Genomic DNA, 19,679 nt, shown 5'->3' with positions numbered 1-19,679 from the left:
CTATCTATCCTGAAAGCGCCGGATTGGCATGCCGTGGTGAGCGGAGGCAAGATTTGGAGCGACATCGCTGATCGCATCTGACCGTCCAACCCGCCGCCTCGTTGCCGTATCGCGCTGCACGCTTTCCCGCCGTCGTCCCCGCGCTCGCGCCGGGGATCAGCGCGCCGCGTTGTGCGGCGCAGCGGTCGGCGCCATGCGCCAGGAACGATGCTCTCGGGTGCGCTGAACCGTCCAGGCGCCGGATCATCGTACCGGGCATGATACTCCAATAATCCCGTCGCATCAAGTCGCTGCCCGGTGAAACCCGAGAACCAAGAACTGAGAACCGAGAACTGAGAACCGAGAACTGAGATACTGAGTACCGGGAACTGCGCTCACACTCCCCAGGTGGTCGCTGAAGAGATGCCGCGTTCCCCGGTCGCTGCGCCGACCGGCGCGCGGCGGCTGCGCGCTGCTCCGACCCGTCCGCCGCCACCAGCGCCTGCGGACGCGGCGGTCTCCGGTCCGCCCCGCCTCGGGCCGCGCCCACCGGTTTGGAATGGCGGTCCCGTCCGCTCACGGCTCCTCCCCCATCGCCACTTCCGCCCACGCGACGTCCGGGTTGTCTCGCCCCGCCAGGTCCGCCAGCATCAGATCCAGCTCATCGGGAATGGCGTTGAACTCGAAGCGGATGCGTTGCCGCCCCGGTCGCTTGAGCTCAGCGATGGCCGCTGGCAGGATGACTGCCCCCACATCCATCGTCAACGTTGCCCAGTACGCCGAAGGTGTGGGAGTTCGTTGATCGAGCACGCAAGAGAGAGGCTACCCTTCAGCGAGACGTTTGGTCAAAACAATCTCCACCGCTTCATAGCCATAATCTCCGTCATCAGGTATGTCCAATAGTTCCATTGCATTGCAATAGCGCTCTCGCACCGGGATTGGCACGCCATCAGTGTCTTGACTATATTCTACCAGCCATCCCTTTTCGGGCTTGAGCGCATCTAGCCGCTTGAATGTGGGTATCGGCCACTCCTCTCGCCGGAACGGACACGTGCTGGGAATCAGCGGCCATTTCCCCCGTGTAATGCCCAGGTCGCTAAACCAGGCGATCAACACGGCATCCGAAGGCTGCTTGGTCCACGTCTCTTGCTCATCCGGAACGCTTTCATACCGGGGTCCAAAGAAATAGCCCAAGCCTCCTTTCGTTTTGTAACTTCCCCGCACGATGACTCCCAGGGCATATCCTCCATCCTTCAAAGGGACAGCAAACCATTGCCCTTCAGAATACTTGATGCGCTTCTTGCGCGGTTTCCTGTCCATCTGCCTCTCCTACTGGATCATTTCTTCAAAGCGCCGGGCTGCATCCAGATATTCCTGACGATTGAGTACTTAATCCGGTATGCGCCTCCTGCCGTCGGGCTATGTGAGAACTGCTATAAATCCAGTATTCGCCCTTGCCGTGGGGCTCATGGAGATTGAGAAATAAATCCGGTATGCACCTCTTGCCGTCGGGCTCAAGCCCTCGGCTATGGAATGCGAAGCCCGCCTGTGCGGGCTATACCGGATTATTTATTCAAAGACCATTATTTCGGTTATCGCGTGGGGCGCGCCATTCCCAGGAGTGTTCAACCTTGCCTGTGGCAGGTTGCGCATCGCTGATCCCTTCTTGGCGGTTGGGTTCCAGTCAAGTATGCCCTGCCTTCCGTTTTTCGTCTACTGAATGGATAAGGTCGAACTTAGTAGTGCAAAGAACGGCGGGTAGGTCTTCGACCCTGCATGCCCTGTGACTACGCTTCAATCAAATTTCTTTCTTCTTAGCAGGCTTAGTCCTGCAATCCTCGTAGTTAATATCTGCTCAAGCTCTTCCGATCGCTCAGTCCCTTCCACGTAAAGTAGGATACCTGTCTCAGGAAATTCTCGTTCCGCTGGCTCGTTGTCAAGGAGATCAATGTTCCGCCGCAGTATAAAGTGCTCTTCACACATGCTTCCCAAGCGATAGTAATCTCCACCGAGATATAAGCTCTCGTGTGCGACCAGTCTGATACCAAGTGCTCGCTCAACTGCTACCCGCGCCGCCTCCAGATTATCATGCTTAAATCCGTAGAGGTCGTCAGTCCTCATACTTCCCTCCTGAACTCATCGAGGCTATAATTGCATGGTAGTTACGGTACAAAAATGCTTGGGCTTCGTCTCACCGCATCTTCAACGGACTTGTAGATCATGAAGTTAACATCTCTCCCAACAAGTTGACTAAGTTCCTCTCTGAGATCGAGGAGTCCCAAAGCTTCAAGATCTCCTCTCCCAAGCGGACCTGTCCGTGTGCCGCCGCCCCGAAGCTCGATGCCAAGTTCCTTAGCGCGCTGCAAGAGAGTGGGACTCGCCAGAGCGATATCAAAGTCGCTCACACGACCAACGTCGAAAGGTGCACCTGTTGTATATTTCACACCGGTGACGGAACTACCTTGGAAGATGGCCTGAACACCCTCATACCCGGCGTTCTCCAAACCACCCTTCAAGCGAGCGCCAAACTGGGCGAACTCATTAGCATTCTTGAATCCAAGTGGAATTCTTCGTAGTGTATCGCCAGCATTCTCCACCGCCCGCAGCGCATCGGCGGCCTCATCGCCGTGGCTGGCCATATCGTCCACTAACCCCGCCAGTTTCCCCAGGTGGCGCAGCTTGGCCAGCTTGCCGCCAAAGCCAGCTGTAAGGAGGTTGGTAGCTCCGTTCACCGTGAGCGATTCGACCAGGTCGAACTCGGTGCCAGTAGCCTTGGCGATGAAAAAGTCGGTCGCCACATCGATGACCGTGCCCACAGCGACGCTGATGCAGATGGGGCAATGCCCGCTGGGATCGGTGTACTTCAGCGGATTATTGTAAACGTACGCAAAACGGTTGAGGCTCTGCGGGTTGCCTGGCTCAGGAACGATGCTATCCGGCGAGATGAACCGTCCGAGCGCGGGATCATAGTAGCGGGCATGATAATACAACAATCCGGTTGCATCAAGCCGCTGCCCGGTGAAGGTACGCGCCGTCAGTCCGATGCCGCCGGTGCGCACCCGCCCCCACGGGTCGTAGTGCTGCATTCCTACGAGCGCGCCGCTCGCGGTCGTCGCTGCGCTCACGCTTCCCAGGTGGTCGCTGAAGAGATACTGCGTTCCCTGGTCGCTGCGCCGCACGCCGATGACGTCGGCGCCGAAGCGGTAGAAGTGCGTCGTTGCGCCGCCGACGGTGCGCTCCCAGAGGTCGACGACGGTGACGATGGTCGCGCCGAGTTCAGGATTACCTTCCCAAGTCCAGCCGATCCAGTCCGCCTGGATGCGCAGCGCGGCATCGCTCGTCGGGCGCCAGACCCGGTGGGCGGGGTTGTTCGGGTCGGGGTTGCTAACGCCAGCGCGCGCCTCCTGGCGCATCAGGTCGTAGGCGCGCCCGTTGAGGGTCAACGCATAGTAATCCACCCAGCTGGCAGTGTCGAGATTGATGACAACGCGGTTGAGCGCGATGGCGCCGCCGGGGTCGAGGGTCCATCCTTTGCCGACCCAGCCGGCCTGCTGTTTTTCGCGCATACCGCTGGCGCCGTCGGTGGCGGCGCTGTCGTAGTGCAGCGCCAGCGGCGGGCGCAAACCGCCCGCGCCTGCGGGAACCTCGAGCGGATACGCATAGGTCGCCGAACCGATGAAGGGGCTGACCTGCCACCCCTGGAGCGAGGGCAGGCAGGCTTTGGAGGGCGAACTGCGGAGAGCGATGTCCTGCCGAACAGTCTCCCCTTCCAGCAGATTGATCGGTATCACACCCTGGGGCGGATGGGCCACGCTCCGGCGAAACACGCTCCTGCGATCACGAACGTGCTGGCAGTGAGTTTCCAGGAGTTCATGCAGTGCCGCCTGCGCAGGTCAGGGGGTACAGCGACGTGCAAAACAGTTGACCGCCGGGATTGCGCGCCTCATACGGTCATGCGGGCGGGACGCCCGCGCACCCGGCACGCACATGGCTCAATCATGCGTGTTGCATTTCGCTAGAGTGAGGAGGCCCCTCGCGCCTCGCTCGCCTCTTGCCTCATCCCCTCGCCACTGTCCCCGCTGCCGGTACGGGCGCAGCGCCGCTGCGCCCCTCCACGTTGTCGTCCCACGTGCAACGTGCAACGTGCAACCTTCAACCCCTCGCGCCTCGCGCCCCTCGCCACTGTCCCCGCTGCCGGTACGGGCGCAACGCCGCTGCGCCCCTCCACGTTGTCGTCCCACGTGCAACGTGCAACGTGCAACCTTCAACCCCTCGCGCCTCGCGCCCCTCGCCACTGCCCCCGCTGCCGGTACGGGCGCAGCGCCGCTGCGCCCCTCCACGTTGTCGTCCCACGTGCAACGTGCAACGTGCAACCTTCAACCCCTCGCGCCTCGCGCCTCGCGCCACTGTCCCCGCTGCCGGTACGGGCGCAGCGCCGCTGCGCCCCTCCACGTTGTCGTCCCACGTGCAACGTGCAACGTGCAACCTTCAACCCCTCGCGCCTCGCGCCCCTCGCCACTGCCCCCGCTGCCGGTACGGGCGCAGCGCCGCTGCGCCCCTCCACGTTGTCGTCCCACGTGCAACGTGCAACGTGCAACCTTCAACCCCTCGCGCCTCGCGCCTCGCGCCACTGTCCCCGCTGCCGGTACGGGCGCAGCGCCGCTGCGCCCCTCCACGTTGTCGTCCCACGTGCAACGTGCAACGTGCAACCTTCAACCCCTCGCGCCTCGCGCCTCTCCCCTCTCGCCTCGCGCGTGATTGTGCTACGAAGCCTTCAACGGATCGGAAACCGGTATCCCCCAGGAGCGCAGTTCAGCGACCACCGATGTGACCAGCGCATCCAGGTTCATCGCTACCGGTTCCGAGAGGTCCAACCCTGGTTCCAGGATCAGCGGTTCCATTCCCCACAACACGCAGCGCGGCGGCGTCTGCCCGCGTAACGCCATAACCGCCAGAAGTTCCTGCAAGCCTACCTGATGCATCGACATCTTGAGCGCCAGCGCCTGCGGAATCTGTTCATTCTCCAGTCGAACGAGTGAACCGGGTGGCGCGCCAGCGCTCACTGCATCGATAATCAGGAGATCATTGACTCCTTCCAGGTATGGGAGCAGATCCAATCCCAGCGTTCCGCCGTCGAGCACCGTGACGTCGTCTGGCAGGCGGTAGCACTGTGTCAGGCGCTCGCATGCGCGCACTCCTAATCCTTCGTCGCGCATGATGATGTTGCCCAGCCCCAGAACCAGCGTCTTGCCGTTCGACCTCATCCCTCGCCGCCTTTCGCCCCAATGCTCCGCGCCTGGGTCCCTGGATTTGCAACCTTCAGTGCGTGATTGTTGCGCTTCCCGTTCCGCGCAACAACCTGCTCGATCCAGTCCGGCTGCTGATTCCTGGGCAGGAACTTATAGCCGCTGAAAATGCTCGACATCAAGCCATTTCCCTCTTCCATGTCGATCAGCCAGGCTGCATACACATGGTGCACCACGAACGCCAGAATGAGGTACATAATGATATGATGAGCGAGGCGCAGGGTCTGGAGTGACACCAGTGATGTCACCCAATCGGTGAGCGTGTACCAGATGCTCGCGGGATGCAACTGGCCATAGATGGTAAAGCCGGTGAACACGCTCAAGCCGTACAGCAGAACGATAATCATGTACGACGTGCCTGCCAGCGCATTGTGTCCGGCAACCTCCGGCGGATTGCGACGCAGGAAAAAGTAGTATTGCACGGCATGCCACATATTTCTGCGCCCTTCCGCCGTGAGAAACGGGAACAACCCACGCCAGCTTGCCCACTGATTGCCGACAAATGCCCAGTAGGTGCGCAGGATCAGGCTCGCCACGAAGATGTAAGCGAACGCAAAATGGATGAACCGCATCGTTCCCATGAAGTAGACGCCCCACGGTTCGCGCGTGCTCACGAAGATGTACGGATTGGCAATGTAATAGCCGCTGAAGCAGAGCATGACGATGCTCACCACATTCACCCAGTGCGTCAGGCGAACCGGGACCTCCCAGACATACACACGTCGTCGCATCGCACACCTCACTGCACCTTGACGCGGGTAATCTCAACGCCGCGGGCATCCACAAGATGAACCGCGCATGCCATGCAAGGGTCGAATGAATGGATGGTGCGCAAAATTTCGATCGGTTGCTCCGGATCGGCGATCGGCGTGTCGATCAGCGCAGCCTCATACGGTCCACGCACATCACGCGCATCACGCGGCGATCCGTTCCAGGTCGTTGGTACCACTGCCTGATAGTTGACGATCTTGCCATCCCTGATCCGCACCCAGTGACCGAGCGATCCGCGCGGCGCCTCCATCGACCCCCAACCAACCGCCTCCTGGGGCCAGTTCGCCGGACTCCACTTCGTGCTGTTGTGAATCGCCAGATTGCCAGACGCTATGTTTGCCGCCAGTTCATCGATCCACTGCGGCAACAGTTCGGCGATCAGCGCCGTTTCAATCGCCCGCGCCGCCGTGCGTCCCAGCGTTGAGAAGAGCGCCGCCGGACCAACCCCCAACTGTTTGAGCACGGCGTTGACCAGTTCCTGAATACGCTGCTGACCGGCGGCATACCCGATGAGCATACGGGCAAGCGGTCCGACCTCCATTGGTTGATCGTCGTAGCGCGGCGTCTTAAGCCAGGAATACTTGCTGTCAGTGTTGAGCCATTCATACGGCGGTTGAGGACCGGTGTAGTTGGGGATTGTCTCGCCTCTCCACGGGTGCAGCGCCTGTTGATCGCCTTCACTGTAGCGGAACCAGGAATGGGCGACATACTCGGTCACCTTCTCGTGACTCATCGGCAGCGGTTTCTCGTCGATATTCTTGTTGAGAATGACGCCGCGCGGCAGCCAGTAACTGGCGACATTGCTGTCTTTCGCTGCCGGGAAATCGCCGTAGGAGAGATAATTGCCCACACCTGCGCCAAGCCCGGCCCAGTCTTTGTAGAATGAAGCAATGGCGAGGATGTCAGGGATGTAGACTTTATTCACAAACGTGCGCGCCTGCTCTGCCAGCGTCTTCAACTGCGCAATGCGAATGGTATTGATCGCCTGCTGCGCGTTCGGATCAAGCGGCGTCGCCATCCCGCCGACGAGATACGTCTGCGGGTGGGGATTCTTGCCGCCCAGGATCGCGTGAATCCTGATGATGTCCTTTTGCCACTCCAGCGCCTCCAGGTAGTGCGCTACCGCCATCAGATTGGCTTCGGGCGGCAGTGCATACGCCGGGTGTCCCCAGTACGCATTGCCGAATATGCCCAGTTGCCCGCTGTCCACAAACTTCTGCACGCGGCTCTGGACGCCTTTGAAGTAGGCAGGCGATGACTTGGGCCAGTCGGAAATGCTCTGCGCCAGTTCCGATGTCTGAACCGGGTCGGCTTTGAGCGCGCTGACGATATCGACCCAGTCCAGCGCGTGCAGGTGGTAAAAATGGATGACGTGATCCTGCACATACTGCGCGCCGGCAATGATGTTGCGAACAAGCCGGGCATTGTCGGGAATCTGAATATCCAGCGCATTCTCGACGGCGCGCACCGACGCAAGCGCATGAACGGTGGTGCAGACGCCGCAGATGCGCTGGGTGAACACCCACGCATCGCGCGGATCGCGCCCCCTCAGGATGATCTCCACACCGCGAAACATCGTTGAACTGCTCCAGGCGTCAACCACGCGTCCCCGCTCGATCTGCGCTTCGATACGCAGATGCCCTTCGATACGGGTGATTGGATCGATGGCGATCTTTGGCATGGCGCTTCCTCCGCTCCTCTGTTCGACTTATCACGATGTGGAAGGTCGGTCTTTGTCAACGTCTCCGCTCTTCTCCGGTGCAACGGCGTTCTCCGTCTCACTGAACGGCGCCTCCGCCGTCCTGACAGGTCCGGCAATCTGCTCGACCACCTGAGTGACGCGCTCTGCCGCTTCCACCAGCACCTCATCGCCATCATGCGCTGCAATCGGATGGCGACGCGCTCGAATCGCGCTTGCGACTCCATGAATCGCACCGGCTGCGGCCACTGCGCCAACTGCGATTGCACCCAGCGTGTCGGCAGTCACCTCGACGCCGAATCCCTCAACATTTGGCAGACGCTCGTAGAATGGCGACATGGTGTCCCAGAAGCGCGGCGACATGCATCCAACGCATCCGTGCCCTGCACCGATGGGCCAGTAGGAAGTTCCGTTCCATCCAACCGCCGGACAGTTCGAGTAGGTTTGTGGTCCTTTGCACCCCATCTTGTACAGGCACCAGCCCAAACGGTGCCCTTCATCGCCCCAGCGCTCGACGAAGCGACCAGAGTCGAAGTGCCCGCGACGCTCGCAATTGTTGTGGATGAGTTGTCCGTAGGCAAAGAAGGGAAGCCCCTGTTCGTTGGTTGCCGGCAGTTGCTTGAAGGTCAGATAGTGGACGATGATTGCCGTCAGATTGATCACATTCATCGGGCAACCAGGCAGGTTGATCAGGTTCTTGAGACCGGGAACCGCCTGACGCACGCCAACCGCACCGGTCGGATTGGGGCTTGCGGCGGGCAGACCGCCATCCCAGGCGCACGCACCGACGGCAATCGTCGCCAGCGCATTTGAGCAAACACGCTGCGCAATACTCAGTGCCGTCCTCCCGCCGATGGTGCAGTACACCCCGCCATTGGCGGTCGGTATCGAGCCTTCGACGATTGCAATATACTGACCAGGGTAGTGTTCGACCACCGCATCGAGCGAATGCTCGGCGCGATGACCGGCTGGCGCCATAATCGTCTCGTGGTACTCCAGGCTGATCTGCTCCAGGACGATGTCGGCCACGCCAGGCGACTCGGTGCGCAAAAAGGATTCGGTATTGCCGGCGCAGTCCTGAAACTCCAACCAGACAACCGGTAAACGTTCCGCCGTGTTCAGCGCCTTCGCGATACGGGGGGTAAAGGTAGCGGGTAGCGCGAGCGTTGCGCTCATAGCAGCGCAAAACTTGAGAAATTGACGACGTGAAACGCCGCGTGCCGCCAGACGTTCTTCCAACGACAATGGTCGAGCAGGCATACGAGGACCTCCCCGGCTTGGAGAACTGACTGCGCTACGATAGAGATAAAGAAGATGGATCGCGGATCGGAATAGTACGGAGAGAAGTGCGTTGTGGCTATGAGTATAGCGGTGATGTGGACATTTTGTGTGGCGGTTCGGCTACAAAAGGTTAACGGGGAGTAACCGGCTCTGACAAAACCGGGCAACTACGCTGTTGCCGCACTTCTTGTTTCACATCCGATGACGAGACCATCGCGCAAATGATAGATGATTGTGGCAAACTCGGTCACTGCCGGATCGTGAGTTGCCATGATCAGTGTCACCCCTTCCTGATCGCAGAGGGTGCGGAGCATTGTCAGCACCCGTCGCCCGGTGCGACTGTCGAGATCGCCAGTTGGTTCGTCTGCCAGGATGATCTGCGGATAGGTGACCAGCGCTCGCGCCAGGGCGACGCGCTGCTGCTGACCGCCGCTCAACTCGTAGGGGCGATGATCCGCCCAATCGGTCAGACCGACGGCTGCCAGCACGCGACGCACGCGCGCATTCCATTTCTGCCGTGGTGTTTGTCCTGTCAGGCGCAACGCCATCTCGACGTTCTCAAAGGCGGAAGCGGTTGGCAACAGCGCGAAACTCTGAAACACGAAGCCGATCTGTCGCCGCAGGCTGGCAAGTTCGTCGGCGCGCATCTGATCAACGCGCCGCCCTGCGACGATCACGCTCCCGCTCGTCGGTCGATCCAGACCGCCAATAATGTTCAGCAGCGTTGTCTTACCACTGCCGCTCGGACCCATGAGCGCAACAAATGCGCCCCGTTCAACGGCAAGATCGACGCCGCGCAGGGCATGGACGGCACGTGCGCCTGTGCCGAATATGCGCGTAACCCCTGCGACGGTAATGAGTGGTTCGGGTGTCGCAGGTGCGGCCACATCAACGGAACCCTGATCCTCGTACAGGTAGTGGTGATGATCACCCGATGGTTCCTCGGTTGGAATGGCGATCCGGTCGTCCTCTACCGGACGAATGAGCACTCCGCCGTCCACCAGTTCGACGCGCGCGCGCCGCCCGATCCCGGCAAGTGCACGCTGATCGCCGGGGATTTGCAGACGACCGGCGCGATCAACGACGACGAGTTCTTCGGCGGCGCGCGCGCGCGCAGTACGACCGGATATTGCCGCTGTGTCACTACCCGGCGTGCTTCCGTTATCGCGGCGCGTCTCGGTGCTGGTGCGCCCGTCGCGGATGGCGATGACCCGATCCGCCTGCTCCGCTACCCGCGGATCATGCGTGACCAGCACGATCGTCAGCCCATAGCGTGTGCGCAGATCGCGGAGCAGCGCCAGCACGCGCTGCGCCGTTTCCCAGTCTACTTCGCCGGTTGGTTCATCGCCGAGCAGGATACGTGGTCGGTTCGCCAGGGCGCAGGCGATGGCGACGCGCTGTTGCTGACCGCCCGACAGTTGCGTGACCGGAGTCGAAGCCTTGTCCGCGATTCCAACTGCTTCCAGCAACTCATCCGTCCACGCGCGCCGCTCACGTCCGCCACGGCCTGCGAAAGTCATCAAGAGTTCGATATTCTCGCGCGCACTGAGATATGGCAGCAGGTTGCGCGTCGTCTGCTGCCAGATGAACCCGACCCGATCACGGCGGTAGGCGCTCAACCCGGTTGGCGTCAGTGTGGTCAGGTCGAGTCCATCGACCACCAGTTGTCCGGCGGATGGGCGATCAAGCCCGCCGATGAGACTGAGCAGCGTGGATTTCCCTGAGCCGGAAGGACCAACCAACGCCAGAAACTCGCCCCGCGCCACTTCCAGGTCCAACCCCTGGAGCGCCACCACCTCGAGTTCGGCGACTTTGTAAATCTTGACCAGACCACTGGCGTGGATGATGTGATCGACTTTGTTCATGAGAACTGAGAACCAAGAACTGAGAACCAAGAACTAAGAACCAGGAACCGAGAACTAAGAACCAAGAACTAAGAACCAGGAACCAGGAACCGAGAACCGAGAACCGTTCAACCCCCAACCTTCAACCCTCAACCTTCAACCTTCAACCCCCAACCTTCAACCCTCAACCTTCAACCTTCAACCCCCAACCTTCAACCCTCAACCTTCAACCTTCAACCCCCAACCTTCAACCTTCAACCCCCAACCTTCAACCTTCAACCTCAATTCACGTCCCCCAGTTTCACTGCCTGGAACAACCGGATACGCGCCAGGGCAACGCCAAGCGCCAGCAGTGCGAATGCCAGCGTCACTCCAAAAGCGGCGTAGATGCCGGTCATGCTTTCCCACGCCAGTCGCGGCGGATACGCCGGTACGCCAGGATACGGTCCCACACCAACCTGCATCGAGGGCACGATCAGCAGCGCCGCCACTGCGCCAATTCCGCTTCCGGTCGCCAGACCGGCGCCGATCAGCAGCAGTTGTTCCAGCGTAAGCGCCACTGCAACGCCGAAGCCGCTCAGACCAAGCGCCCGCAGCATGCCCAACTCGATTGCCCGTCGTCGCGCCGTAATGAATCCGGCGACCAGAAATCCGAGCAGGGTGAGCGTGCCAGCCGTCAGAAAGCCGATGGTCAGCACGCCAAACAACCCCTGCCGCTGTGGACGCGCCTGCTCGCGGGCGATGAGCATCGCTGCATCGAGCGTGTCGATCACCGGGATGCCCAGTCTGCGCACACCAGCAACCACCTCGTCAATCGGAAGCAGCGGATCACGGGTGATCCAGACATCGTATGGATACTGCCCGCCCATTTCGTCGAAGATGTAGTTCAGGTTGACGACAACGATTGGACCGTCCTGCGGGTAGAAGCCGGGCCAGAGATCGATAGCGGCGACAATGCGGAAACGCACCTCACGCTGGTCGCCGTAGATGCGCAGCGTGGCGGGGAGCGCATCCCCGACCTGCAACCCGTTGCCCAACAGTTCGCGGCTGACCAGCGCGCCATTCGGATGACGCGCCAGCAGGTTCATCAACCCGCCGAGTGACTCGCCGCCGCCCCAGGCGCGATCAAACCGTGTGATCACGTTAGGAAAATCGCTGCGGTCGATCCCGACCAGTTGCACCTGGCGGCTGCCGGCGCCGATGTTCACGGCGGCATCGTAGCGACCAACACGCGCTGCCGCGCGCACGCCCGGCGCCTGGAGATGCTCACTCACTGGCACGAAGAGAAAGCGCGCTTCCTCACGAATATCGCGCGGCGGCTGCGGTTGTCTGCCTGGTTGACCGGGTTGGACACGCTCGGTGCTTTCACCGGTCTCGAAGAGTTGCGTCATCGCACCGACCTGGTAGGTCAGTTCGGTGCGCATCGCGCCATCGAACGCATCAGCCATGGTCGAACTGTACATCGCCAGGCTAAGCGTCAGAATGAGGAGCAGCAACGCGCCCCGGTAATTGTCGGTCTGTCGCGCCAGTGCGCGCAGGGTCACCAGCGGCGCCACCCACGCGGGAATGGCTGCCAGTCGCGCCAGCGCCTCAAGCACAAGTGGAATGAGACGAAGCGCCAGCAATCCGAGCGCAAAACAGATCAGGGCAGGCGTCAGCACCAGCAGCGGGTTACCGAACGGATCGGCGCCTCTCTGAAACAACCCGCCGCCCGTTTGCAACTGATAGACGCCGTATACCGCAGGAACGAGCAGGAGAAGATCGAGGTAGGCGCGTTGCCAGAAGGGAGGGCGTGCAGCGCGCGCCGCCTGTTGCTGTTCGTCCACCAGGGTGCGACGCGTTGCCGCCAGCGCCGGAATCAGCGCCGCCACAACGGTTATCGCCAGAACAGCCAGGGCGAACGTCAGACTCTGCGCTCCAGGCGCCAGTGGCACGCTGGCGCCTGAGAAATCCACATCGAGAAACGAGCGCACCCGGCTCATCACGGCGGCAAACACCAATCCCAATGGCAATCCGGCTGTCAGCGCCGCCACACCGATGATGAACCATTCGACCAGATACATCCCCAGGATCTGGACGCTCCTGACGCCCCGCGACTTGAGCAGGGCGATTTCACTGGACTGTCGTCGCACGATCAAGGCGGCGATCAATGCCGCAAAGTAGAGGGTGAGCGCCAGAATCGGCGTACTGAACACGAACAGTTGCGTCGTCAGCGTGGATACACGCGACTGATACCGCTGCAACACCTCTGCCGGTCCCTGCTCAAGACGTGATCCGGGGAGAACACCGGCAACACGGGCGCGAACCGTTTCAATCCGGCTCAACAGGGGGGTCGCCTGCGCTCCTGTTATCCCTTCGCTGCCCAACCGCACAAACCAGAGCGCCTGATCGACGTCGTTGCGCAGCGCTTCGGCAACAGGACCGGTGAAACTCTCTTCTGCCATAAGGATGACATCGCTGAGCGTTTGGGGCGGGAAGAACCACGCCGGATCATTCTGATTGATCGGTTCCCAGATCGCAGCCACCCGCGCCTGCAACGTCGCCGGGCGCGCTCCGCCTGCAACGATCGTCAGTGCATCGCCAACATTCAACCCGACTTCATCGGCGAATGCGCGCGAGATCATGACGTCCAGCGCCGTAGCGTTCCCCGCCGGTTGCGGCATCCGCCCATCGACGATGCGGAACCGATCATCAAGACCGCTGATAAAACCGAGCGGCGCGTTCTTGAGGAAGACGGTTTCGCCTCCAGAAGCAAGAAACAGACGTAGCGGCGCGGTGCGGGCATGGCGCGCAAAACTGTCGATCGGCAGATCGAGACCTGGTATCCCCTCACGGCGCAAATAGTCGTCGGCTGGCGCGACCCGTTCCCATTCCAGCGGCGTGTTCCACGCGCCAACATAGCGGAACAGGAGCGCAAACGGCGACCGCCCCGCACGTTCCTCCTGCTGCCGGATTTCATCCCGCAACAGGCGCAGATTGGCGGCTTCGGCATATGCCGGAATGGCGGACGCCAGCGCGACAGCAGTGACGGCTGCCAGCCATGCGCACAACGTCAGTGCGAGATTGGCGCGCAGACGCTTAAGCGCAGCAGTGAGCACAGAGAAAGTTGCCAGTATCAGGCGCATACCTATGATCCGACCACGATATCGCCTTCGCTCAGTCCTTCGAGGATTTCGACGCGCTCTTCGGTTTCGATGCCGACCCGCACGGTGACACGGCGTTCACGCTCCCCTTCACGCACGATGACGAAACGACGACCCTCAAACGAGCGAATGGCTTCCGGCGGCAACCAGAGCGCATTTTCCTTCCGCTCCAGCACAATACTGACTCGCGCAACCGTCACGCCAGCCTCGAACTGCTGACCACGCGCATCCACAACCTGAAAGCGCGTGGTCGCATCACGATCCTGCACTGCGCCGCTCCCACCGGAGCCATAGGGCGCCGGCATACGGCGAATGATGCCGGGGATCGCCAGATCGGGGCGCGAGAGGAGGCGAATCTCAACACTTTGCCCTTCCGACAACAGGCGCATCTGTTGCGCGCTGAGAGTCGCCGCAAACTCCAGGTTCGACGGATCGGCAATTTCGATAACCGGCTCAAACGCGGTGACACTTACACCCGGCTCGATAGCGACTGCCAGAACCGTGCCGTCCTGTGGCGCAATCACCCGCCCGTCATCGACGCGGCGGCGCGCCTTTTCCAGCGCGCGCTCAGCATTCTCCACTGCGCGGATGGCGCTGTTGAGCGTTTCGCTCCGGGCTTCTTCAAGCGCAATCTGTGCCTGCTCAAGCGCGCGTTGTGCGTCTTCGATCACTTTGTTCCGCCCTTGCAGCAGCGTATCGACTGCGCGCTGCGCTTCCTCGACTTTCTTCTCCGCCTCACGCACCCGAACCACCTCGTCATCGAACGCACGATCACGGGCACGCTGCGCCTGCTCCAGGTTACGCTCAGCGTCGCGCAAAGCGCGCTCCGCCTGCGTCAACTTATCGCGGTACTCTTCCTTTTGCTTCTCGGTCAGGCGATTGGGAACCAGCACACCCGCTTCATTCTTGATGAACGGGTTGTCGGGATCGGTGCCATAGCGCTGCACCCAGTCCCAGTTCCAGTATGCGACACTGTACGCTTTCTGTGTGTCCGACAGCGCTTCGGCGCTGTCACGCAGCGCTTCCTCAGCCGACGTTTTCGCCCACGATGCGTCGTCGCGCGCGTTGCGCAGATCGCGTTGCGCGGCTTCCAGTCGATCCTGCAACTCCTTGAAGAGGTCGGCTTCGCCGCCTGGCAGCAACCGCTCCAGGTCACGCCGCGCACGCTCGACGCCGAGTTCGCGTTCTTTGATTCGCTTCTCCTTCGCCAGGCGTGCGCTCTCCAGGTCACGCCGCGCCTGCGTCAGATCGTCCTCGGCGCGCCGGAGTTCATCGAGGGCTTCCTCCTGTTGCAACTCCGCCAGCACATCTCCCGCTTTCACCACGTCGCCGCGACTGACGGATACAATGTTCACACGACCATCGCGGCGAAACGCCAGACGCACCATATCAACCGGCGTGGCGCGCGCCGTAACCGTAAAGACGCGCTCAATCACACCGCGCCGGACGGTATACGTCGGTCGTTCGAGCGCCGGATCGGGCGGTAATGGGGTTGGAGTCGGCGGCTCCTGCGCCGCCTGAGTTGCGCTGCACGCCGTGAGCAGCACTGCCAGGATCAGTCCGATCCAGGGTATTATTCTTCGCATCTTAATCTTCTATTATGGCGCATGCCCGGCCGGTCGGATGGGCATCTCTTCTTCCTCGACATTGTACCCATTGTAGTCGGGGTCGACCTGTTTCGCACATTGCGCTGCTTTGGCGCCGTCACGGTTCATACATTCGGCGAATGCCGTGGCGAGCCGCTGTGCAGTAGCGAGTTCCTGTTCGAGATTCGCCCCCTTCTCCAGCGTGTTGCTCAGCGCCTGGAAGAGCCAGTACGGGTCGGAATTGAGACTGTAGATCGCATTCGCGCTACTCGTGACCGTCGTGCGCACCGGTACGGCCATCGCTGCGCGGAACGCCTCGAACATTGCTGCGCGCTCCGGCGGAACCTGTTTCAGGAACGCCTCCGACTGCGCAATCGAACGGCGCGCAGGCATGTCACCGTACATCACCGTCACATCCCCGGAGAGGAACTTGATCCACTCCCAGCACGCCTGCGCCTGTTGCGTTTTTGCCGAGATGAACAGACCGCGCGCAAACACCTCGCTGGGTGGCAATCCTGCGTTGCCCACCGGCAATGGCGCAATCCGGATGTCACGTTCGACCGGACTCAACGGCGCAGCCGTTGGCGCCGGTCCTCCTTCAACCGGTATGAGGACGGCGTTCTCGAATGTCTCGCCATACCCTAGCCACATCCCAACCCGCCCCGATTGCAGCAATTCAAAGGAGCGCGTTTCAAAGCCGCCGGGATCATCGCGCCGGTAGGAAAACTTGAACGGCGGCGTCACCTTGTGGACGGCGCTCAGGTCGAGGTACCAGCGAATGGCGGCGACCGTCCGCGGGTCGGTGTAGTTGGGGCGCAGGTCTTTCCCCTCGCCGACTGTCAGGCTCGCGCCGAACTGACTGACGAAGAAGAGCAGATCGGCCTGCGGTCCGCCCAGGGGAATGTAGCCCCACTGCCGCTGCTCGCCATCGCCTTTCGTCAACGCCTGCGCCGCCGCCAGAAAATCGTCCGGCGTCCAGTCGGCGCGCGGCGGTTGCAGCCCGGCGGCTTCGAACGCGGCGTGGTTGTACGAGAGCACGCGCATGCTGATCGCGTGGGGCAGTCCGTACAGGCGTCCCTCGTTGCTGTAGTAGGCCAGCGATGCCGGCAGGAAATCATCGCGCGGAAAGGCAGGGTCGGCGTCAATCAGCGGGCGCAGGTCGAGCAGCGCCGGGTAATCGCCGCTCTGAAGCGGTCCGTTCCATGTGAAGCAGTCGCTGGTCTGCGCCAGCGTCGCGGCGCTCGCCTGCGGCGTGTCCGGCGTCCACTCGAACGGTTGCAACTGTACAAAGATATCGGGGCGCTGTTCGCGAAAGGCGCGCGCAACCCGACGGATCTCAGCCGGATTGTAGCCGTACAGAATGAAGGTGATGGTTGTTGCGCCGACCGGCGCTTCCTGCGGCTCCGGCGTCGCCACCACCACCGGGTTGAGGTTGGGCTTGGGCGTCGGCGTGAGTTCCTGTCGGGCGATGGATTCCTGCATCTGACGCTGCGCTTCCGCCAGCGCCTCACGTACATTCGCCTTCGGGTCGCTGAGCGCGGTCTGCATCGCCTGGCTCAACGCGCTCATAACGGCGAAACCTGACGGCGACTCCGGAGTCGGCTTGCTGTTCGCCAGCGTCCAGCGGTACGCCTCGGCGGTCTGCGGGTCGAGATTGCGCCAGAAATCGATCTGCTGCGCTACCGACTGCCGCGCCGGGATACGACTGATTGCGTCATATTCTTCCGGGCGCCAGGTCGGCTGGCGCGAGAGCCATTCGATCCAGCGCCAGGCGGCTTCCGGGTGGGCCGTGCCGCCGCTGATGATAAACCCTTCGCTGTACGTAAAGAACGGCATCAGTTCCGACGCCGGGAACGGGACGCGCCCCACCGGGAAATCCGGCGTCCATCGCGTGCCGTCATCGTTGCTGATATAGGTCATATCGCTCCAGATCGCCACGCGCCCTTCACGCACCAACTGCGCGGGGTCGTTGGCGGGACCGCTGCGACTGTATGGTTCGACCAGGACGCCGCGGCGATACAGATCGCGCAGGCGTTCAATGACGGCGACATACTCCGGCGCCGTCAGATCGGTTTCCATCGGCGATGCGTTCAGCACATCGACGCCCTGCGCGCTGAGCAACTCCAAAAGCGGCACCACGCCGCTGCTCGGCTCCATAAAGCCGTAGGTTAGAGTGGTTGCACCGCTGTGCTCGGTCAGGCGCTCGGCGGTCGCCAGCGCCTCTTCCCACGTCCATCCGGGGCGCGGCTCGGGCAGATTGGCGTTCTGGAACAGGGCGCGGTTGTAGACCATCAGCGGCGCCGAATGGTAGCGCGGCAGCGCCCAGATGCCGCCCTTTGCAGAATAGTGCTCAATGGTTCCGGGAAAGAAATCGTCGCGCTGAAAGGTCGCGTCGGCGTCCATCAGCGGCTTCAGGTCGAAGAGCAAAGGTGTGCCGAATGCCTCCTGGTTCACCGCAAATGAAGGAGCGGTATCGGCAGCCGATACAATCCGGCGCAACTGATCGAGCGGACTGTAAGGTGCGTCATTGCCGGGATTGAACATCATGATATCGTCAAGCGATACGAGCACCACGTTGATGTCGGGATGTTCGGACATAAACCGCTCCGCCAGCGGTTGATAGATGCTGCGCTCGTATTCCCATACCGCAAATGAGATCGTGACCGGCTGGTTCTGACCGGTTGACGGCGTTCCGCCTGGAGACGCCGGTGTCGCAACGCCCGATGGCTGCGGCATGCCGCACGATGCCAGCAGCACTGCCGCAAGAACCAGGAGCCATATACGTCGCATATTTGTGCCTTTCACGTGTCGAATATCACGCTGCCGGGTGGAATGAGAGCGAGCGATGGAGTTGCATTCCGTTGCTGAAGCCCCGGAGCAGGAATGTGTGTGACAATGACTTCGGATGCTGCTTGAGATAGCGTCGGCGTCCTTGCATGGCGTTTTGTGATATATAGTATAGCCTTCGCCATGTCAACCTGCAATGACATGTGGCTGAGATGCTCGCAACCTGAAAGAAGCCAGATGTCATCCGCCTGGCGGTGCAAGAAGACGTGTGCCCGACTCAAAACGCTCCGGCGCTCTGAAAGACGAAACGACAGGAACCATCCTCTCTTCCGGCGACGAGCGTCAATCGCTCGATCCTGGCATGAGACGAATCACTGCGCGCAAAAGTTCCATCGCTCGCTGTGACGAAACCTTCCTGACCGGCGTCAGTTCGGGCGGCAGGAATGCTTTGCGGAACCTGTTCCAGGTCAGCGCCGGGACTCGCTATCGCTTCCTCCTGTTGCACATCCGCCAGCGCGTCTCTCGCTCTCACCACCGGCGTGGCGTGCGCTGTCGTCGTGAAAACGCACTCAATCACGCCGTGTCGGACGGTATACGTCGGTCGTTCAAGCGCCGGGTCGGGCGGCAATGGGGTTGGGGTCGGCGGCGCAGGCGCCGCCTGAGCGGGAATATGGAGATTGAGCATTTATAGCAGTTCTCACAGAGGTTGAACCTATCGGGCAAGGTTGAATGCTCCTGAGAACAGCGCGCCCCGTGCGATGACCGAAATGAATGTCGGTCTACGACAGAAGCAATCCGCCATCATCCGTCGTCGGGCGTGATGTGGGCTAATGGAGATTGAGAAATAAATCCGGTATACCGCGCTAGCCGTGGGGCTGAAGCCCTCGGCTATGCAAGGCGAAGCCCGCCTGCGCGGGCTCTACCAGAATAATTATTCAAAGACCATAAGCCCTTCCTGAGCGCGTGGAAGCCCCTGCGGGGCTGGCGCGTCCAATCACCCTTCTTTATGCCGAGGGATCGCCAGGTTGATCCAGCCTGCAGGGCTTGTCCGACCTCAGATAGGGCTTCAGCCCGCCTGAGGCGAAGATGGAACGTTCCAGAAATCCGGTCAAGGGTTCAACGTATCTGAGAACTGCTATAATCCGCTCTACCGCACAAGCCGTCGGGCTAATGAAGATTGAGAAATAAATCCGCTATCCCGCGCTAGCCGTGGGGCTGAATCCCTCGGCTATGGAATGCAAAGCCCGCCTGCGCGGGCTCTACCGGATTATTTCCTCAAAGAC

13 protein-coding genes are annotated in these 19,679 nt (G+C 61.3%); all 13 read right to left on the bottom strand.

What is annotated here, in order from left to right; all coding sequences use genetic code 11:
* Window positions 1-555 precede the first annotated feature (555 nt).
* The gene (locus ROSERS_RS12010) at window positions 556-789 is read right to left on the bottom strand and encodes a hypothetical protein (protein WP_157041061.1); all 234 of its coding nucleotides are present in this window, start codon (window positions 787-789) and stop codon (window positions 556-558) included.
* A 12-nt stretch (window positions 790-801) separates the two neighbouring features.
* Window positions 802-1,299: an immunity 26/phosphotriesterase HocA family protein gene (locus ROSERS_RS12005; RefSeq protein ID WP_011957050.1), complete on the bottom strand. Its 498-nt coding sequence runs from the start codon at window positions 1,297-1,299 to the stop codon at window positions 802-804.
* A 474-nt stretch (window positions 1,300-1,773) separates the two neighbouring features.
* Window positions 1,774-2,100: a hypothetical protein gene (locus ROSERS_RS12000; protein WP_011957049.1), complete on the bottom strand. Its 327-nt coding sequence runs from the start codon at window positions 2,098-2,100 to the stop codon at window positions 1,774-1,776.
* Window positions 2,101-2,141: 41 nt separating this feature from the next.
* Complete coding sequence (locus ROSERS_RS26830) at window positions 2,142-3,770, bottom strand: RHS repeat-associated core domain-containing protein (protein ID WP_232282831.1); 1,629 nt, start codon at window positions 3,768-3,770, stop codon at window positions 2,142-2,144.
* Window positions 3,771-4,742: 972 nt separating this feature from the next.
* Window positions 4,743-5,243 carry a HyaD/HybD family hydrogenase maturation endopeptidase gene (locus tag ROSERS_RS11990; RefSeq protein WP_011957047.1) on the bottom strand — a complete coding sequence of 167 codons (501 nt, stop codon included), beginning with the start codon at window positions 5,241-5,243 and terminating at the stop codon, window positions 4,743-4,745.
* On the bottom strand, window positions 5,240-6,016 hold the full coding sequence (gene cybH, locus ROSERS_RS11985; RefSeq protein ID WP_011957046.1) for a Ni/Fe-hydrogenase, b-type cytochrome subunit: 777 nt from the start codon (window positions 6,014-6,016) through the stop codon (window positions 5,240-5,242). Before cybH ends, ROSERS_RS11990 begins: the two co-directional genes overlap by 4 nt.
* 8 nt (window positions 6,017-6,024) lie before the next feature.
* The gene (locus ROSERS_RS11980; protein WP_011957045.1) at window positions 6,025-7,737 is read right to left on the bottom strand and encodes a nickel-dependent hydrogenase large subunit; all 1,713 of its coding nucleotides are present in this window, start codon (window positions 7,735-7,737) and stop codon (window positions 6,025-6,027) included.
* Between the two features lie 30 nt (window positions 7,738-7,767).
* Window positions 7,768-9,015 (bottom strand): hydrogenase small subunit, encoded by a 1,248-nt coding sequence (locus tag ROSERS_RS11975; protein WP_011957044.1) that lies wholly within the window; start codon window positions 9,013-9,015, stop codon window positions 7,768-7,770.
* A gap of 188 nt (window positions 9,016-9,203) precedes the next feature.
* Window positions 9,204-10,901 carry an ABC transporter ATP-binding protein gene (locus tag ROSERS_RS24175; protein ID WP_011957043.1) on the bottom strand — a complete coding sequence of 566 codons (1,698 nt, stop codon included), beginning with the start codon at window positions 10,899-10,901 and terminating at the stop codon, window positions 9,204-9,206.
* A gap of 260 nt (window positions 10,902-11,161) precedes the next feature.
* Window positions 11,162-14,005: an ABC transporter permease gene (locus tag ROSERS_RS11965; protein WP_011957042.1), complete on the bottom strand. Its 2,844-nt coding sequence runs from the start codon at window positions 14,003-14,005 to the stop codon at window positions 11,162-11,164.
* Window positions 14,006-14,007: 2 nt separating this feature from the next.
* On the bottom strand, window positions 14,008-15,609 hold the full coding sequence (locus tag ROSERS_RS11960; RefSeq protein WP_011957041.1) for an HlyD family efflux transporter periplasmic adaptor subunit: 1,602 nt from the start codon (window positions 15,607-15,609) through the stop codon (window positions 14,008-14,010).
* Window positions 15,610-15,621: 12 nt separating this feature from the next.
* Window positions 15,622-18,399 (bottom strand): extracellular solute-binding protein, encoded by a 2,778-nt coding sequence (locus ROSERS_RS11955; protein ID WP_011957040.1) that lies wholly within the window; start codon window positions 18,397-18,399, stop codon window positions 15,622-15,624.
* 274 nt (window positions 18,400-18,673) lie between these two features.
* Window positions 18,674-19,081 (bottom strand): hypothetical protein, encoded by a 408-nt coding sequence (locus ROSERS_RS11950; protein ID WP_011957039.1) that lies wholly within the window; start codon window positions 19,079-19,081, stop codon window positions 18,674-18,676.
* Between the last annotated feature and the right edge of the window lie 598 nt (window positions 19,082-19,679).

Origin of the sequence: Roseiflexus sp. RS-1 (genome assembly GCF_000016665.1) — a bacterium.
GTDB lineage: Bacteria > Chloroflexota > Chloroflexia > Chloroflexales > Roseiflexaceae > Roseiflexus.
The sequence above is the reverse complement of the archived record's forward strand: the minus strand, read 5'-3'. Positions and strand labels throughout refer to the sequence as shown.

Excerpts from the sequence above, each read along its gene's own strand:
- ROSERS_RS11950 (WP_011957039.1), bottom strand. The coding sequence starts at position 19,081 with ATGCTCAATCTCCATATTCCCGCTCAGGCGGCGCCTGCGCCGCCGACC.
- ROSERS_RS11980 (WP_011957045.1), bottom strand. The coding sequence starts at position 7,737 with ATGCCAAAGATCGCCATCGATCCAATCACCCGTATCGAAGGGCATCTG.
- ROSERS_RS24175 (WP_011957043.1), bottom strand. The coding sequence starts at position 10,901 with ATGAACAAAGTCGATCACATCATCCACGCCAGTGGTCTGGTCAAGATT.
- ROSERS_RS11965 (WP_011957042.1), bottom strand. The coding sequence starts at position 14,005 with ATGCGCCTGATACTGGCAACTTTCTCTGTGCTCACTGCTGCGCTTAAG.
- ROSERS_RS11955 (WP_011957040.1), bottom strand. The coding sequence starts at position 18,399 with ATGCGACGTATATGGCTCCTGGTTCTTGCGGCAGTGCTGCTGGCATCG.
- cybH (WP_011957046.1), bottom strand. The coding sequence starts at position 6,016 with ATGCGACGACGTGTGTATGTCTGGGAGGTCCCGGTTCGCCTGACGCAC.
- ROSERS_RS11975 (WP_011957044.1), bottom strand. The coding sequence starts at position 9,015 with ATGCCTGCTCGACCATTGTCGTTGGAAGAACGTCTGGCGGCACGCGGC.
- ROSERS_RS11990 (WP_011957047.1), bottom strand. The coding sequence starts at position 5,243 with ATGAGGTCGAACGGCAAGACGCTGGTTCTGGGGCTGGGCAACATCATC.
- ROSERS_RS12005 (WP_011957050.1), bottom strand. The coding sequence starts at position 1,299 with ATGGACAGGAAACCGCGCAAGAAGCGCATCAAGTATTCTGAAGGGCAA.
- ROSERS_RS11960 (WP_011957041.1), bottom strand. The coding sequence starts at position 15,609 with ATGCGAAGAATAATACCCTGGATCGGACTGATCCTGGCAGTGCTGCTC.
- ROSERS_RS12000 (WP_011957049.1), bottom strand. The coding sequence starts at position 2,100 with ATGAGGACTGACGACCTCTACGGATTTAAGCATGATAATCTGGAGGCG.